The sequence below is a fragment of the Variovorax sp. OK605 genome (assembly GCF_900115445.1).
GTDB lineage: Bacteria > Pseudomonadota > Gammaproteobacteria > Burkholderiales > Burkholderiaceae_C > Variovorax.
In genome coordinates, this window is sequence record NZ_FOWL01000003.1 from 283,843 (window position 1) to 301,289 (window position 17,447).

Genomic DNA, 17,447 nt, shown 5'->3' on the forward strand with positions numbered 1-17,447 from the left:
TGGGTGCTCCCAGCCGTCATCGCTGACCAATGGCCTGCTCAAGCCACCTGTTTCACGGGTCGTCGAACTCCCCATTCGATGGCCACGAGCAGGAGGCAGAGCAGGCCCAGCGCGGAGATGCCCCAGAAATAGTCCGTCGTCGCCATGAAGGTCGATTGCACAGCCACCTGCTGCTGCAGGTAGCCCAGCGCGCGTTGCGCCGCAAGAAGCGGTGCATCCGTGGTGGCAAAACGGGTGGTGAGCTGCGCAAGCATTTCATCCACTCCGGGCCGCCCTCGCGCGATGTCCTGAGCAAACTGGTCGTAATGCCAGGCGGTGCGCCACTGCGTCACCAGCGTGGCCAGCGCAATGCCTGCGGCCGTGCCGAACTGACCCAACATGTTCTTGACCTGGTTGGCAGTCGAAAAGACAGCCTCGTCGTGCTGAACGTTGCGGTAGGTCTGCACCGCCGTCGTCGCGAGCACGAGGATCACGAACATGCCATGCAACATGAGGACCGGTGCGATGTGCAGCCATGGGTGCACCTGCGGTGTCAGACGCGCCAGCAATGTGCCGTAGAGCGCGAGGCACGTGAAACCCAGTGCGTAGAAGGGCGTCGACAGCGCATGGCGCTTCATCAGGCGAGCCATGAAGAACCAAGTGACGACACCTGTTGCAGCTCCCGTGGCGAGCAGCGACCCCACGGTCTGCAGCGGCAGGCCCAGGCCCTGCCTGATGAGAAGCGGAACGACATAGTTATCGCCGGCCATGACCATGTACGCGACGGTGAACGCCGCTACTCCCAGCAAGTAGCGACCGTGCCCCAGCCGCGCAAGTTGAAGCGGCGCCCGGTGCCGCCGCCGCTCCATCAATGCGCAGAGCGCGAGCAGGGCGATGGCCAGCAGGCTCCATGCCAGGATCGTCGAGCGATCGGGGAACCAGTCATAGCTGGACCGCTGCAGCGCGTGAAGCAGCGAGAAGGTACCGAGCATCAGAAGAAGCAGGCCGGTCGGATGTGCTTCGGAGCGGAGTTCGGCCGGCGCCGACTCCTCGGGCAGCACCACGGTAGCGAGGGCGGCCATCGCCACCGCCGGCACGCCCAGTATCCAGAACGCATACCGCCATGACCCGTGATCGAGCGCCATGACGGCAACCAGGGGCCCAAGCACACTGCCCGCAACAAGACCGTAAGCGAAAAACCTCACGCCGTCGAAGCGCCGCGCAGACGGGGGGATGTGATTAACGATGACCCTTGCCACCGTCACGAACGTCGCGCCGCCTGCAGCCATCAACACCCGCCCGACGACGAACTGCACCATGGAGCGCCCGGTCGAACTGACCAGCAGACCCGCGACGAAGATCGCAATGGAGACCTGCGTGAACAGCCGCCAGCCCAGGCGCTCGACAAGCCAACGCTGCTTATAGATCGCACCGACAGCCACCAGCGCATACATGGTTGCGGCAAGACTGAACTCCTCGGGACTCGCACCCAGATCCCCGATGATCGCGGCGGCGTTGATCGCCACGATGGTGCTTTGAAGGAAGTCCGTCGTTGTGAGACAGAAGACCAGCATGAGCAGCAGGGCATGGCGCGAGAGAAGCCCCTGGGCGCCTCGAATAGTGGAACTCGTCGATTGCTTCATCGCTGGGAGAGCGCCGCAGGGTCGACAGCGCGTAGAATATAAATTTATTTACTGAACAGTACAGTAAACAAATAAACAGGATTCGGCATGAGCAGCATTACCCCACTCACGACACGGTTGTCTGCGCGGCCGAGGGGCCGACCGCGCGACCCCGCCCGCCTTGACCGGATGCTCTCTGCCGCCCGTGAGCAGTTCGCCCAACTCGGGCTCGAAGGCTCCAGCATGGACGGCATTGCCGAAGCGTCGGGAGTCTCGAAAGTCACTCTCTACAAGTACTTTCCGTCCAAGGAAGCCCTGTTCAACGCGACCGTGAACGAGCCGGTGCGCCAGGCGCTGGACCTGGACATCGCGTCGCTGGATCCAGGCAATCCGCGAGAAGCACTGCTTCGCGTTGCACAGAGCTATCTGAGTCTGATCACGGATGCGGCAGTGATCCAACACGTCCGGATGCTCAATGCGTCCGGAGCCCGCAATGTCGACCTCTCGACCAGCTTCCTGGAGAGCGGTCCGGAGGCAGTGACCACGACGCTCGTCAAATACCTGAGGGCTTGTGATCGTGTTCGCAGCCTCAGAATTGCTCATGCACAGGATGCGGCCGAACAGTTCGCCGCGATGGTTCGCGGAAACGAGCAGCTTCGACTGATTCTTGGCCTACAGTGCCGACGAACAGGCGCACAGACAAAGCGCTACTGCGCGGCTTGTGTCGAAGTTTTCCTGAAGGGTTACGCAGCCTGATGAATGCTGCACGGAGATGCCGATGAAACCGATGATGAAAGCCGTGGTTCTGGATGCCCCGGGCCCTCCCGAGGCACTTCGCATTCGCCAATTGCCAGTGCCGGTTCCTCGGCCAGGCGAGGTGCTGATTCGCGTTCGCTCTTTCGGCATCAACCGGTCGGAGTTGCACACCAGGCTGGGCCTCGCCGAGGGCGTTACTTTTCCGCGCGTACTGGGTATCGAAGCCTGCGGCATAGTCGAAGCCTGCCCCGGCGGGGAACTTCAATCAGGTCAACAGGTGGCGGCAATGATGGGGAACATGGGACGCACGTACGACGGCGGCTACGCCGAGTACACCTGCGTGCCGGTAAGCCAGGCGATTGCCTTCCGGAGCGATCTTCCGTGGAGCACGTTGGGGGCCATACCGGAGATGCTTCAGACCGCTTATGGCTCTTTGACGGCCGCACTGGATGTGCAACCAGGCCAGTCCATCCTGATCAGGGGTGGCACGTCCTCGGTGGGACTGGCCGCCGCCGTACTGGCAAAGCAACGCGGCATGACCGTGTATGCGACAACACGCAGTACAGCCAAGCGACAGGTCCTGGTGGACGCTGGCGTCGACCACGTACTCATCGACGATGGCGATGTCGCATCGCAGGTTCTCGCGCATAGCGAGGGCGTGGACACCGCACTTGAGTTGGTAGGCACGCCCACCTTGCCGGACACCCTGCGGGCAACCCGCAACCGGGGCACCGTCTGCTTCACGGGAATGCTCTCCAACGAATGGACCGTGAGGGACTTCTACCCCATCGCGTACCTGCCGCGCTGCATTCGGCTTTGCGCATATTCCGGGGATGCGAGCGACCTGCCGGCGCCTGTGCTGCAGGACTTCCTGGACCGGGTTCGCGCCGGAACAGCAAAGGTCCCCATTGACCAGATCTGCGGCCTCGACGAGATCGTGGAGGTTCATCGAAGGATGGAGAACAACGAGGCAAGCGGCAAGATGGTGGTAATCACCTAGCTGTCTCGAATGCAAGCCATGACGAAGCGAAATCAATATTCGCCAAATCTATGCGCTGTATTCACTACATACTATTGGCTTATGTCTCCGGTGGCGCAATGATTGCGCCACCCGCACCCACGAACAGGCGCCCAGCGAGCAGCCTACAACGGAGACAAAAATGCACCGGTTCCATCTCTCATAGGGCCTCGGCGCCCGCCGCAGGAGCGTCAATACGCGCTGACTCGCAGACCGAACGAGCAGTTTGAACGCGATGCCTTGACGCCCTTCCCGTGACGATCGAAGTTTGAACTTCGAGCTTCCTTGAGCCAACACGAGCTCCCCTGAGCACTCCTGGCGCATCCCCCAAATGATGCGCACAGATCGCGCTCGGCCCGGCTACGCGCGGCCGCATCTGCCTTCGCTTCGACGCAACGGCAATCCACCTTTCCTGCTACCTCACGCAACCCAGGACCTGGCTTCGCCAGAACGACCATGACGACACCGAACACCTCTTTCCGCCGCACTGCTTTGGCACTCACCGCACTGGCCAGCGCGGGCATAGGTCATCTCGCGAGCGCAGCCACGATCGGCCTCATGGCGCCGCTTTCCGGGCCTATTGCTGTCGTGGGTCAGGACCAGGTCGACGGCTTCATGCTGGCCGTCGAACAACTGGGCGGCAAGCTCGGCGGCCAAGCGGCCACCGTGCTGAAAGAGGACGACCAGCTGAAGCCGGAGATCGGCGGCCAGATCGTGCGCAAGTTCATCGACAAGGACAAGGTCGACGCCATCGTTGGCCTGAGCTTCTCGAACGTCATGATGGCAAGCCTGCCGCGCATTGCCGAAACCAGCACCGTGGCCATCGCGACCAATGCAGGACCGTCGCCAGTCGCTGGCGCCGGCTGCAAGGCGAATGTCTTCTCGACGGCTTGGCAGAACGACGGTGCAGCCGAAGCGATGGGCAAGTTCGCGCAGGACCGCGGTGTGAAGAAGGTCTACCTGATGGCGCCGAACTACCAGGCCGGCAAGGACATGCTGAGCGGCTTCAAGCGCTACTTCAAGGGGCAGATCGTCGAAGAGGTCTACACGCAGGTGAACCAGCCGGACTACTCCGCCGAACTCGCTCAACTCCAGGCGGCCAAGCCTGATGCGGCGTTCGTGTTCTATCCGGGCGGCATGGGTGTCAACTTCATCAAGCAGATGGCACAGGCCGGCCTGATGGCGAAGATTCCGCTGTACTCAGTCTTCACGGTGGACGGCACCACGTTGCCCGCATTGCGCGATGCGGCCGTCGGCAGCATCAGCGGCGCGATGTGGGACGCCGCGCTGGACACGCCCGAGAACAAGAAGTTCGTCGCCGCCTTCGAAGCCAAGTACAAGCGCACGCCAAGCGAATACGCAGCCACCGCGTACGACGCGGCCAACCTGTTGAACATCGCGCTCGGAAAGGCCAAACCGGGTGACAGCAAGGCCCTGTCTGCTGCGGTCCGCGCCGCCGGCAGCGAGCTGAAATCGGTGCGCGGCCCTTTCGCATTCAACAACAACAACATGCCGGTGCAGAACTACTACGCCTTCGAGACCGTGAAGGACGGCGGGCGCATCACCGGCAAGCTGCTTGCAACGCCACTGACGAAGCACGTCGACGCGTATCACACGCAGTGCGCACAGAAGTGATCTCATGAGCAGCACGCTCGTTCTCGCACAGCTTCTCAACGGGCTCCAGTACGGGGTCCTGTTGTTCCTGCTGGCCGCCGGCCTGACACTGGTCTTCGGCATCATGAGCTTCGTCAACCTGGCGCATGGATCGCTCTACATGATGGGCGCGTACTTCGCGGCCACCGCCTTCCAGTACACCGGCTCGTTCGGCCTTGCCGTTGCCGCGGCCATGGGCGGCGCGCTGCTGCTGGGCCTGGTGCTCGAGCTCGCAGTCGTGGCTCGGCTCTATCGCCGCGACCACCTCGACCATGTACTGGCCACGTTCGGACTTGTGCTCTTCTTCAACGAGCTGGTGCGCATCGTCTGGGGTTCGCAACCGGTCTTCCTGCAGGTGCCCGACTTCCTGAGCGGCGCCATCGACATCGGCGGGTTCAGCTATCCCTCCTATCGGTTCGCGATCATCCTGGTCGGACTCGCGGTTGCAGTGGGTTCCTGGATGTTGATCAACAAGACAAGAGTGGGCATGCTGATCCGCGCGGGCGCCGTCAACCCGGCAATGGTTGCGGCCCTGGGCGTGAACATACGGCTGCTCAACGCCATGCTGTTTGCCGTTGGCGCCATGCTGGCAGGACTGGCCGGCGCGATGGCCGGGCCGATTCTTTCGGTTCAGTCGGGCATGGGCGAGTCTGTCCTGATCACCACGCTCGTGGTCATCGTCATCGGGGGTATCGGCTCGGTGACGGGGGCCTTCTATGCCGCCTTGATCGTGGGCATCGTCGACACGATGGGCCGTGTGTTCCTGCCGCTGATCCTCCGGCAGATGACGGAGCGCTCCTTCGCCGACGCGGCCGGTCCCGCGTTGGCCTCGATGCTGGTCTACCTGCTGATGGCGGTGGTTCTGGCCTGGCGGCCCCAAGGGCTCTTTCCGGCCAACAGGTGATCCCATGAAATTACTCCTCTCACGCCCCAGTGTCTGGGTGCCGCTACTTGTCCTACTGCTCCTTGCAAGCGTCCCCCTGGTCGCGCAAGCGATCGGCGAGACCTTCTACATCGCCTTCTTCGCACGCATCATCATCTATGCCATTGCCGCCTGCGCGCTCAACATCGCACTGGGCTACGGTGGGCTGGTGAGCTTCGGTCACTCGCTGTTCCTGGGGCTGGGAAGCTATGCGGTGGGCCTTGCGGCGTTTCACGGCATCGGCAGCGGCTGGGTCCATCTGCTCGTGTGCCTGGTCGCGTGTGGCCTCGTGGGGCTTGTCACAGGCGCGATCAGCCTTCGCACAAGTGGCATCGCCTTCATCATGATCACTCTGGCCTTCGCCCAGATGGGCTATTTTCTGTTCGTGAGCTTGAAGGCCTATGGCGGGGATGACGGCCTGTCGATCGCGATGGGCAGCCGCTTCGGGCCGTTCGATCTTTCTTCGGCCACCAACGTCTACATCGCCGCATTCGTTGTTCTCGTCTTGTCGCTTTGGTGGTTGGCGCGCCTTCGCGTAGCGCCGTTCGGCATGGTGATTCGCGGCGCTAGGCAGAACCTGCGGCGCGTGAATGCGGCAGGCATTCCGGCCAGGCGCTACCAGTTGCTGGCCTACGTTATCTCTGGCATGTTGTGCGGCGTCGCGGGCCTGTTGCTGGCCAACCTCAATGCGTTCGCATCGCCCAGCACGCTTGCCTGGTCGGTGTCCGGCGAGCTGATCGTGATCGTGGTGATCGGCGGGCTCGGGTCGGTCTTCGGGCCACTCCTGGGTGCCCTGGTCTTCCTCGGCCTGGAAGAAGCGCTGAAAGGCGTGACGGAACACTGGATGGTGATCTTCGGCCCACTGATCGTGCTGGTCGCCCTGCTGGGCAAGCGCGGCATCGTCGGCCTGCTCGAACGCTTCGACGCGCGCGCACCGGTCAACGTATCGACGACCGTGCCCCTTGCAGAAAACGCAGCCATCGATGCGACGTCGACAGCCAGGAAGACGACATGACCTCAACCGTTCTTCGCACTGATTCGCTGACCAAGCGCTATGGCGCGCTGCTCGTCACCGATGCCGTATCGCTGGACATCGGCGAAGGCGAACTGCACGCGATCATCGGGCCCAATGGCGCCGGCAAGACGACGCTGATCAACCAGCTCTCGGGTGAACTCGCATCAGACTCCGGCGCCGTATGGTTCAACGGCGCCGACGTGTCCCGCCTTCCCATCCAGGAAAGGGCGCAGCGCGGCCTGCTGCGTTCCTACCAGATCACTTCGGTGTTCGAAGATTTCACCGTGATCGAGAACGCCACGTTTGCTGCACTTGCCTCCAAGCGACATGCATTCCAGTTCTGGCGCCCGATGGCCGCCGATCGTCGAGCTCTGCGTTCGGCCGAAGAGGCCCTTGCAGCGACCGGCCTCGGGAGCCGCCATCATGTGGCCGCTGGCGATCTGGGGTACGGCGAGAAGCGGCAGCTCGAACTCGCCATGAGCCTGGCCGCAGGTCCAAAGTTTCTGCTGCTCGACGAGCCGATGGCCGGCATGAGCGTGCAGGAGTCCAGCGGCGTGATCGCGCTGCTTCAGCGGCTCAAACGTCAGTACACCATTCTCCTGGTGGAGCACGACATGGACGCGGTATTCGCATTGGCCGATCGCATCAGCGTCCTGGTCTACGGCAGGATCCTGTTCACCGGGACCCCCGACGAGATCCGCAACCACCCTGAGGTACGGGCTGTGTATCTGGGCGAAGAAGAGGCCGAAGCATGAGCACATTTCTGTCTGTCAAAGGCGTGAAGGCTTCCTACGGCCACGCGCAGGCGCTGTTCGACATTTCCTTCGACGTGGGCGCCGGCGAAGTCGTCACGCTGCTCGGGCGCAACGGCATGGGTCGCTCCACCACGGTGAAGTGCCTCTTCGGCATGTTGCCTGTGACGGGCGGGAACATCTGGGTCGGTGGCACCCGGGTCGATCGAATGCCCTCGCACCGCATTGCCCGGCACGGGCTCGCCCTGGTGCCCGAGGGGCGCCAGGTTTTCTCCAACCTCACGGTGGAAGAAAACCTCGTCGCCACAGCGCGTGCAAGCAAAAAGGACGTTGTTCGTCAATGGGATCTGGACCGCGTCTACGCCTTCTTTCCCCGGCTCAAGGAAAGGCGCGGCAACCTTGGAACGCAGCTTTCCGGTGGCGAACAGCAGATGCTGGCCATTGGCCGTGCACTGATGACGAATCCTCGCCTGCTAGTGCTCGATGAAGCCACCGAAGGCCTGGCACCGCTGATCCGCAATGAGATCTGGCGCGCGCTCACGGAGCTCAAGCAGGACGGCCTCTCGCAGATAGTCATCGACAAGAACGTCAAGTCGCTTTTGAACCTCGCGGATCGTCACTTCGTGATCGAGAAGGGACGCGTCGTATGGAGCGGTAGCTCCACCGAACTGCGCGGGCAGCCCGAGATCGTTCATCAGTACATGGGCGTTTAGTACGCCCCCGAACGGGAGTGCGAACTAGCCGACCTGCTCCTGAACCTTCCGACGCCCGCTTTTTCCGGAGTCCAACACCATGAAGCTCTACAACTTTTTCCGAAGCGGCACCTCCCACCGCCTGCGCATTGCACTGAATCTCAAAGGTCTGAGCTATGAACAGATCGCGGTCGACTTGCGCAAAGAGGAGCATCTCGCCGAAGCCTACACGGCCATCAACCCGCAGCAGTTGGTGCCGACACTGGACATCGGTGACACCCGGCTCACCCAATCGCCAGCGATCATCGAGTGGCTGGAGGAACGCTATCCGGATGTTCCACTGCTCCCCTCGGGGTTGCTCGAACGCGCACATGTCAGAACCTTGGCCGCGATCATCGGATGCGACGTTCATCCGATCAACAACCGTCGGATTCTGGAGACGCTCCGCCGCCGCTTCGGCGCTGACGAAGCAGCGATCAATCAGTGGTGCGGCACCTGGATCACCAGCGGGTTCGACGCATTCGACGCATTGATTGCAGCCAAAGGGTCCCGCGGTGACTTCTCGTTCGGCGACCGTCCGACGCTGGCCGATGCGTATCTTGTCCCTCAGATCGAAAGCGCTCGCAGGTTCAAGGTCGAACTCGGTCGTTGGCCCAGGCTGCAGGCCATCGATGCCGCCTGTTCAAGCCTGGAGGCGTTCAAGCGCGCAGAGCCATCGGCGCAGCCCGACGCCGCTTGAGTGGTGCAGAGCGAGGCGGACCGCAAGCACGATGCTGCCCGCTGCATCTCAACGCGCCAGGAAGGCCTGCAGATCGCCGGTGAACTTGACGGGGTTCTTGAACATCAGGAAGTGATCGCCTTGCTCGGCTGATGTGTAGCTGTAGAGCGTAGCGTTCGGGACCACCGACTGCGCCCAGCGCTGGCTGGGGAGGTTGTTGCTTTCGTCGCCCGAAAAGATCGCAACGGGTATGTCGATCTTGTGGCGGACAACGTCGCGCCAGTCGCTCACCGTGTGGTTGAACAGCACTCGGCCCATTGCCTGTGGATCGCTCTTGATGACTGCGCTGGCAAAGCCCTCGGAATTCGCAAAGTAGGGCGAGTCGAATGACTGGGCGCGCTCGAACGGCTTCATGTCCGTGATGAGCTTGTTGACCGGGCCACCCGAAGTCAAGGCGGCCACCATCCGCTCCGGCGAACTGGTGCTCCCACCCGCTTCCGAACGCTCCTTTTCCGACCAATCGCTGTGCGAGTAGATGGAGATGGGTTCGTCCACGAAGACCGCCTTGTGCATGGCGCCAGTACCGAACAGGTCGATATAGCTCCACAGGACTGCCGCCCCCATCGAGTGACCCACGTAGTCGGCCGACTTCACGCCGAGGTGGTCGCCGAACTCCTTCAGGTCCATCGAATAGCGTGCGATCCGGGTGCCGTAGTCAACGTGCTGCGACAACCCCTGGTTGCGCGGGTCCAGCACGTAGACACGGTAGTGCCTGGCCAGCAGATACATGACGTTGATGTACTGGGCACCATTGGCCGACCATCCAGGCACGAGGATCAACGGCTTGCCCTGCCCTGCCTCCCAGTAGGCCAGTTTGACCCCGTCGTTGGTGACGAAGTGGTTGACCTGGAGGTCCTTGAAATCGGACAGCCTGGCCGGCACGCCTTCGACGCGATGGGGAAACACGAAGTCTCGGCCCAGGACCTCCAGCGCGGGTTCGGCCCTGACCTGGACGGAAAGCAAGCCGCACACCGCGGCAAGCGCGAGGCCTGCGATCGTCTTTTGCATGTTCTTCCTCCGAAAATCAGCCGGCGCTTTCTTCCGGCGCCTTCCCGAAGAGCTTCCCCGCGCCAGCCCAATCGGAAGCCTTGACGTCTTCGAAGATCACATAGATGTAGTTCGGGTCCGTCCCGGTATTGCGGACGATGCTCTCCGTGATTTCCGATGCGACCTTTTCCTTTTGCGCATGGTCCTTGCCTTCAAACCAACTCACACGAACGACGGGCATTAAGTGCTCCTTGAAACAGTTGAAGCCGGCACCTCAAGCGCCCTTGGTGGGCGTGGTGCTTCGGCCATGGAATGTCAATGCTAATGAGGAATTGAAGTCCATAATTAGCCATTTTTTCCACTCTGTGTAGCCTCAAAAGATACATCCATGCAGCGTGACCCCCTGTCCGGCGTGTCCGTCTTCGTGGCGGCCGCGCGATCGAGCACATTCACGGAAGCCGCCGAGCGGCTGAGCCTGACGAAGTCGGCGGTGGGCAAGACCATTGCCCGCCTGGAAGACCGGCTCGGCTTCAAACTGTTCCATCGAACCACCCGCCTGACGAAGCTGACGGCCGACGGCGAGGCCTATCTCGCCGCCTGCACTTCGGCAATCGACGAGATCACCGCGGCACAGGCGGCCCTTTCGTCCGACAACCAGATCCTCAGTGGGCGACTGCACATCGACATGCCCATCGCGTTCGGTCGGCGGGTCCTCTTGCCCGCGCTCATCGAGATCACGCGGCCTCACCCGGATCTGAGCCTGACGCTCACGTTCACGGACGCCACCAGCGACCTGCTGCATGACGGGGTCGATCTGGCGATCCGCTTCGGGACCCTCCCAGACAGCGCCGAACTCGTTGCGCGCCATCTGGTGACACAAGAGCGCGTGATCTGTGCCTCGCCAGCGTATCTGCGGGCACGCGGAGAGCCTCGGACCCTGGCGGACGTCCGTGCGCATCGCTGCATCGTTGGCTCATTGAAGGGCCCCCCCCTCGTCTGGTTCGTGAGCGATGGCGGAACGCAAAAGCGCTTCACTCCGCCTGCGACACACCAGCTGAGCGATGGAGAGGCCATGGTGGATGCCGCCATCGGTGGCCTCGGGATCGTCCAGTTGCCCCACTCGCTGGTGCGCGAGCCGTTGAGCACCGGCCTCCTGAGACCTGTATTGCAGGCTTACTCGGGCGTGGGAGTGGAGGTGCATGCCGTGTGGCCGCAACAGGCACATCTGAATCCTCGTGTGCGCTATGTGATCGATCAACTTCTGGCCTATGCGGCCAAAGGTCGGCTGGGTTGACGCCCAGACGGTCCCTCCCGAATTAATCAATTCTTAATTTCTCTAAAGAGTTATTAAAGCCCTTCGCTCAGCATCCGCTCCAGCAAGCGAAGACATGTCGTCACGCGCATGCCTTTCAGACCGGAGACCTCATGCTGAACTGCGCAATGAAGCGCCACCCGCTGCGTAGCGCGAATCCGAGATTCACGGCATCTCTCCTGATTCCACTGCTTGTCGCGATGGCTGGCTGCTCAACGCAGCCGCCGTATGCGGCCGACGCCATCTCAGCACCGACAGCCTGGTCCGCAATGCAGCAGGAGGACCCCTCCGAAGCCACCGCGAACGTCCAGTGGTGGCGCCAGCTGCACGATCCCACCATCGACGCGCTGACCGGCGCAGCACTGGCCGACAACCCGACCCTCGCTCAAGCCATGGCACATGTCGATGAAGCCAGGGCTCAGTTGGGCGTTTCCAGCGCACAGCGCTTGCCGACTTTGAGCGTCAACGCCGGCAGCACGCGCAGCCGCAGCCTGAACACCGATAGCAGCGATGCAAGCACACGCACGACCACGGCGACCTCCGTCAGCATCGGCCCCAGTTGGGAGCTTGACCTCTTCGGCCGCATCCGCAACTCGGTGGAGGCCAGTGAGCGCAAGCTCAACGCCCGGGATGCCGATGCCCGCGCGGCCCACCTTTCGCTGACTTCGCAGATCGCAAGCCAGGTGCTGGCGTTGCGGGCCTGCGAGTTTTCCAGCATGGTGCTGGCCGAAGACATCGATTCGCGCGAGAAAACGCTTCAACTTACCCGTCGCCGCGTCACCACCGGATTTGTCGCACCCATCGAAGAAGCGCGCGCAATCAGCGGACTGGCCACCGCACGCACAAGCCTTGCCGCTCGGCGGCAGGAATGCGCCCGCAGTGCCAATGCACTGGTGGCACTGAGTGGACAGCCACTCGACACCGTTCGCGCACTTGTTTTCGTCCCGTTGTCAGCATCGCTTCCCGCTGCAATCGGCAGAGACACCCGGTTTGGGATCGACTCGGTGATGCCAGTCGCACCGCGCGCGCGGTTGTCCTTGCCAGCCGAGGTGCTTGCGGCACATCCCAGCGTGGTGAGTGCCGAGCGCGAAGTCGCCGCTGCCTGGGCGGAGATTGGCGTGGCACGGGCAGAACGCCTTCCGCGACTGGACCTTTCAGCGGCATTGAGCGGCCAATGGCTTCACGCGGCCGGCACCACGCTCGACTACACAGCCTGGTCAGCAGGTCCCGCTCTCGTGGGAAGTTTGTTCGACGGCGGACGCGGTGCGGCCAACGTGGCAGCGACAGAGGCCCGCTACCGAGGCGCAGTCGCGGCCTTGCGCATCGCCGTGCGCTCGGCGGCTCAGGAAACCGAAGACGCCTTGGCGGCGGTCGCCTCGTCCGATGAACGCCGTCTCACCACCCATGAGGCGGTGGTCGCCGCTCGGCTGGTTCTCGAAGCCACAGAAGCGCGTTGGCGCGCTGGCGCCGTGAGCCTCTTCGAGCTTGAGGACGCACGACGCCAGTTCGCGGCAGCGCAGGACAGCGCAATCACTGCCGCACAGGACAGCGGCCAAGCCTGGATCAGCCTCGTGCGAGCTTCAGGCAATGCCGCCGTCACCGAAACCGCTCTCTCTTCATGAACTCGAACGAGTACGACAACACCGAACTGGTCATGCTCCAGCCCGCAAAGCATGCCCCGCGCCCTGCTCTACGTTCGGGCCGACGCCTTGTGTGGGTTGTTGCCACATCCACGATCGCCGTGCTGTCCATCGCATTTGCCGTGTGGGGCCTTCGGGAACGCCATTCGCCGCTCCCCGCGGCACCGACCGCCTCTGCATTGACGGTAACGGAAGCCCTCGCGCGCACGACCGAATGGCCCACCACGCTGGATGCCACTGGCGCGATTGCGCCATGGCAGGAAGCTGTCGTCGGCTCCCAGACTTCGGGGCTGCGGATTGCAGAACTGCATGTCGGCGTAGGCGACGTCGTACGACGCGGCCAGCTCCTCGCGCGCTTCGACGCCGCCATGCTGCGCGCGGATGAAGCACAACTTCTCGCCGGCGCTGCGCAAGCCGAAAGTCTCGCCGCGCAGGCCGATGCGAACCGCGAACGCGCCCTTCAACTCAAGGGCAGTGGGGGAATCAGCGAGCAGGAGATCCTTCAGTACGTCACGCAAGCCGCGACTGCGCGAGCGCAGGTCGATTCGGCTCGCGCGCAATTGAACTCCAAACGACTGCAGCTGCGCCACGCAGATGTCATCGCCCCTGACGATGGTGAAATCAGCGCGCGCTCCGCCACCCTTGGGGCGGTGGCGAGCAGCGGACAGGAGCTCTTCCGGCTGGTGCGGCAAAGCAGGCTCGAATGGCGCGGCGAGCTCACGGCCAGGCAGATCGCCGCCGTGAGCTTGGGGCAGTCGATTTCGCTCGCGCTACCCGACGGAGGCTCCGCCCAGGCGCGCATTCGTCAGATCGCGCCCCTGCTTGACGAGCGTTCGCGACTCGGCGTCGTGTATGCGGACATTGCCCCTGGCAGCACTGCACGCGGCGGCATGTACGCCAGCGGTCACATCGCACTGGCGCCGAGCGATGCGTTGGTGGTGCCAGCGTCGAGCGTGGTGATCCGCGACGGTCGCAGTTTCGTTTTCAGGTTGATTGGGACCGGGGCCACGCTCAAGGTGCGTGCGCAGGCCGTGACGACCGGACGTCGACGTGGCACGGAAATCGAAATTCTGCAAAACCTCGCGCAAGGCGATCGCGTTGTTGCACAGGGCGCCGGCCTCCTCAACGATGGCGATACCGTACGCGTCGCCAGTCCATCAGTCACCGCACCGTTGGCGGCGCTGACATCGCGAAAGGGTTGAGAGATGAACTTCGCCACGTGGTCCTTGCGCAACCCGATTCCCGCCATCCTGTTGTTCGCCCTCCTGACATTTGCGGGTGTGCGCGGTTTTCAGCAACTCCCGATCCAGACTCTTCCAGACCTGGATCTGCCAACCGTGAACATCGTGCTCTCTCAGCCAGGCGCGGCTCCCGCCCAGCTCGAGACCGAGGTCGCGCGCACGGTGGAGAACTCGCTCGCCACCATCACCGGACTCAAACACATACGCACGTCGATCACCGACGGCAACGTGCAGCTCCGTGTGGAGTTTTCGCTGGAGAAGAAGCTTTCGGACGCCCTGATCGACACGAAAGATGCGGTCGATCGCGTGCGTTCGAACCTGCCGACGGACCTGCTTCAACCGACCATCAGCGCCGTCACCGAACGCGGCAGCCCGATCCTTACCTACGCCATCGCATCCGATCGGATGAACGAGGAAGCACTCTCGTGGTTCGTCGATGACACGGTCGGCAAAGCACTGCTCGCGGTACCCGGTGTCGGACGCATGGACCGGCTGGGTGGCGTCCAGCGCGAAGTCCGCGTCGAAGTGAATACCGCACAGATGAATGCGCTTGGCGTGACCACAACGGACGTCTCGCGGGCATTGCGGCGCACCCAGCAGGAATCGTCCGGTGGGCGCGGCCAGATCGGCCTCTCCGAGCAATCGGTAAGAACGGTTGCGACAGTGCGGCAGGCAGCCGAACTGGCGGACATGCCAGTGACCCTGGTCGATGGACGCGAGGTGCGGCTGGACCAGGTGGCATCGGTGCACGATACGAATGCCGAACGCAACCAGGCGGCATTGCTGGACGGCAAGGCCGTCGTGGGGTTCAGCGTCTATCGCGCCAAAGGCTTCGATGAGACGCGAATCGCACAGGGCGTCACCGAAACGCTGGAGCGCATGCAGGCGGCCGACGCGTCGCTGGTCATCACACCGGTATCGGGGAGTGTGGAGTACACCCGCGAACAGTTCCGCGGCTCGATGCAGATGCTGTACGAGGGAGCGATCCTTGCGGTGCTGGTCGTCTGGTGGTTCCTGCGTGACTGGCGTGCCACGCTGGTGGCAGCCTCTGCCCTGCCGCTGTCGATCTTGCCAGCGTTCGCGGCGATGTCCTGGCTCGGCTATTCGCTCAACACACTGACGCTGCTTGCTCTGGCGGTGATCGTCGGCATCCTGGTCGACGATGCAATCGTCGAGATCGAGAACATCGAGCGCCACCGGCGCATGGGCAAGTCCGTGCTGCAGGCCACCGGCGACGCGGTCAATGAGATCGCGTTGGCGGTGATCGCAACCACGATGACGCTGGTGGTGGTTTTTGTGCCAACCACGTTGATGAGTGGCATACCGGGACTCTTCTTTCAGCAGTTTGGCTGGACTGCGGTGATCGCAGTGCTGGCGTCACTGCTCGTGGCGCGCCTGCTGACACCCATCTTGGCCTCATGGCTGCTCAAGCCGCATGCACCGTCGGAAAAGCCGGAGGCAGACGGCAAGCTCATGCGCGTCTACCTGGACTCGGTGCGGTGGTGCCTGACGCACCGCTGGACAACGATGGCCGCAGCCACCGCGTTCTTCCTGATCTCGATCGCGCTGATCCCGCTGATACCCTCAGGCCTGATTCCCGCATCGGATCGCGGCTTCACCACAGTCAACGTCGAGCTACCGCCGGGCAGTTCGCTGAGCGACACCGTGGAAGTGTCGGAGCGTGTGCGCGGCGCGCTGCACGACGTCCCGGGAATTCGCAGCGTATTTACCGCCGTGGGAGCCGCACAAATCGGTGGTGCGGGCCAGGCTTCCGATGTGCGCAAGAGCGCGCTGACCTTGGTGCTGCGAGCCCGCGAAGACCGCCCCTCGCAAATGGCGATCGAAAAGAGTGTGCGCAGGATACTCGCCACGGTACCGGGTGCACGCTTTGCCGTGAGCGGTGGCGGCGCAGGCGAACAGATGTCGTTGATTCTCACGAGTGACAACGCGCAGGCGCTGAAAGCAAGTGCGCAAGCCTTCGAGCGCGATTTGCGCGGCGTGAGTCGACTCTCGAGTATTCGCACAACAGCCAGCCTTGAGCGCCCCGAAGTCATCGTGCGGCCTGACCTCAAACGTGCCGCCGAACGCGGAGTGAGCACGGCCACGATCGGCGAGACCATCCGAATTGCCACCAGTGGCGATTTCGATGCGCAGTTGGCCAAGCTCAACCTCGACAACCGTCAGGTCGACATCCGCGTGCGTGTGCCCGATGCGACGCGGCAGGACATCGAAGCGCTCGCTAGCCTGCGGGTGCCCTCGCGCAACGGACTCGTGCCGATGTCGAGCTTGGCCGAACTGGCCGTCGAAAGCGGCCCGGCGCAGATCGACCGCTACGACCGGCGTCGCTACGTCACCGTGAGCGCGGACCTCGGCGGCATGCCGCTGGGCGAGGCACTCACGGCAGCCCGCGCGCTGCCGGCGGCGCAGCAGATGCCGGCGAGTGTTTCGCTGATCAATACGGGCGATGCCGAAGTGGCGGCCGAGCTGACCTCGGGTTTCGGCCTCGCGATCCTCACCGGCGTGCTGTGCATGTTCTGTGTGCTGGTGCTTCTCTTCAAGGACTTCCTGCAGCCCATCACCATCCTTTCGGCGATTCCGCTGTCGCTGGGCGGAGCGTTCGTGGCGCTGCTGCTGGCGCGAAGTGAGCTGGACGTTCCGTCGATGATCGGACTGGTGATGCTCATGGGCATCGTCACCAAGAACTCCATCTTGCTGGTGGAGCATACGGTCGTCGGTATAAGGGACCGTGGCCTTCTTCCTATGGACGCGTTGATAGATGCCTGCCACAAGCGCTCGAGACCGATCGTGATGACCACGGTAGCGATGATCGCGGGCATGCTGCCCATCGCCCTCGGGTTGGGCTCGGACGCGAGCTTTCGTCAGCCAATGGCGATCGCTGTGATCGGTGGTCTTGTGACCTCGACATTGCTCAGCCTGCTCGTGGTCCCCGTGGTATTCACGTATGTCGACGGATTCGAGCGCTGGTTCAGGTCGCGTGTCGCGCAATAGTGCATCTCGCCGTTCACAGCTAGCGGACGACTGTCCCTACTCACAGCCGCAATCGACCAAGCGCTCGACAG

The 17,447-nt window shown here is 63.0% G+C and carries 15 protein-coding genes; 12 read left to right on the plus strand and 3 right to left on the minus strand.

The genetic code is table 11. The annotated features are described in order from the left end of the window. Window positions 1–38 precede the first annotated feature (38 nt). Entirely contained in the window at window positions 39–1,622 is a 1,584-nt protein-coding gene (locus BM013_RS09510; RefSeq protein WP_093125824.1) for an MFS transporter, read from the minus strand. An 87-nt stretch (window positions 1,623–1,709) separates the two neighbouring features. Between BM013_RS09510 and BM013_RS09515 the strand changes: the two genes are divergently transcribed. The 8 genes from BM013_RS09515 (at window position 1,710) to maiA (ending at window position 9,148) form a co-directional block, all read left to right on the plus strand. Next, a complete protein-coding gene (locus BM013_RS09515) occupies window positions 1,710–2,357 on the plus strand; it encodes a TetR/AcrR family transcriptional regulator (protein WP_093125826.1) in 648 nt (215 codons plus the stop codon). Between the two features lie 22 nt (window positions 2,358–2,379). Continuing rightward, complete coding sequence (locus BM013_RS09520; protein WP_093126778.1) at window positions 2,380–3,357, plus strand: zinc-binding alcohol dehydrogenase family protein; 978 nt, start codon at window positions 2,380–2,382, stop codon at window positions 3,355–3,357. Between the two features lie 474 nt (window positions 3,358–3,831). Continuing rightward, window positions 3,832–5,010, plus strand: coding sequence for an ABC transporter substrate-binding protein (locus BM013_RS09525; protein ID WP_093125828.1), 1,179 nt, complete (start codon window positions 3,832–3,834; stop codon window positions 5,008–5,010). A gap of 4 nt (window positions 5,011–5,014) precedes the next feature. Next, window positions 5,015–5,932 (plus strand): branched-chain amino acid ABC transporter permease, encoded by a 918-nt coding sequence (locus tag BM013_RS09530; protein WP_093056040.1) that lies wholly within the window; start codon window positions 5,015–5,017, stop codon window positions 5,930–5,932. Between the two features lie 4 nt (window positions 5,933–5,936). Further along, a complete protein-coding gene (locus BM013_RS09535) occupies window positions 5,937–6,965 on the plus strand; it encodes a branched-chain amino acid ABC transporter permease (RefSeq protein ID WP_093125830.1) in 1,029 nt (342 codons plus the stop codon). Beyond that, window positions 6,962–7,720, plus strand: a complete 759-nt coding sequence (locus BM013_RS09540; RefSeq protein ID WP_021005376.1) for an ABC transporter ATP-binding protein — start codon at window positions 6,962–6,964, stop codon at window positions 7,718–7,720. The genes BM013_RS09535 and BM013_RS09540 overlap by 4 nt, the downstream gene beginning before the upstream one ends. After that, window positions 7,717–8,430 (plus strand): ABC transporter ATP-binding protein, encoded by a 714-nt coding sequence (locus BM013_RS09545; RefSeq protein WP_021005375.1) that lies wholly within the window; start codon window positions 7,717–7,719, stop codon window positions 8,428–8,430. The genes BM013_RS09540 and BM013_RS09545 overlap by 4 nt, the downstream gene beginning before the upstream one ends. A gap of 79 nt (window positions 8,431–8,509) precedes the next feature. Then, on the plus strand, window positions 8,510–9,148 hold the full coding sequence (gene maiA / locus BM013_RS09550) for a maleylacetoacetate isomerase (protein ID WP_093125833.1): 639 nt from the start codon (window positions 8,510–8,512) through the stop codon (window positions 9,146–9,148). 48 nt (window positions 9,149–9,196) lie between these two features. On the opposite strand, the gene BM013_RS09555 is transcribed toward maiA, so the two are convergent. Together BM013_RS09555 and BM013_RS09560 are read right to left on the minus strand one after the other, a co-directional pair. After that, window positions 9,197–10,195, minus strand: a complete 999-nt coding sequence (locus BM013_RS09555) for an alpha/beta fold hydrolase (RefSeq protein ID WP_093125835.1) — start codon at window positions 10,193–10,195, stop codon at window positions 9,197–9,199. Window positions 10,196–10,211: 16 nt separating this feature from the next. After that, complete coding sequence (locus BM013_RS09560; protein ID WP_093056050.1) at window positions 10,212–10,415, minus strand: tautomerase family protein; 204 nt, start codon at window positions 10,413–10,415, stop codon at window positions 10,212–10,214. A 147-nt stretch (window positions 10,416–10,562) separates the two neighbouring features. On the opposite strand from BM013_RS09560, the gene BM013_RS09565 reads away from it, so the two are divergent. The 4 genes from BM013_RS09565 to BM013_RS09580 all read left to right on the plus strand — a co-directional run bounded on the left by BM013_RS09565 (window position 10,563) and on the right by BM013_RS09580 (window position 17,376). Then, complete coding sequence (locus tag BM013_RS09565) at window positions 10,563–11,468, plus strand: LysR family transcriptional regulator (protein WP_093125839.1); 906 nt, start codon at window positions 10,563–10,565, stop codon at window positions 11,466–11,468. A 131-nt stretch (window positions 11,469–11,599) separates the two neighbouring features. After that, complete coding sequence (locus BM013_RS09570) at window positions 11,600–13,108, plus strand: efflux transporter outer membrane subunit (RefSeq protein WP_256221439.1); 1,509 nt, start codon at window positions 11,600–11,602, stop codon at window positions 13,106–13,108. Further along, window positions 13,105–14,328 carry an efflux RND transporter periplasmic adaptor subunit gene (locus tag BM013_RS09575; protein WP_256221440.1) on the plus strand — a complete coding sequence of 408 codons (1,224 nt, stop codon included), beginning with the start codon at window positions 13,105–13,107 and terminating at the stop codon, window positions 14,326–14,328. The genes BM013_RS09570 and BM013_RS09575 overlap by 4 nt, the downstream gene beginning before the upstream one ends. Before the next feature lie 3 nt (window positions 14,329–14,331). Next, window positions 14,332–17,376, plus strand: a complete 3,045-nt coding sequence (locus BM013_RS09580; RefSeq protein WP_093125843.1) for an efflux RND transporter permease subunit — start codon at window positions 14,332–14,334, stop codon at window positions 17,374–17,376. The last annotated feature ends 71 nt before the right edge of the window (window positions 17,377–17,447 follow it).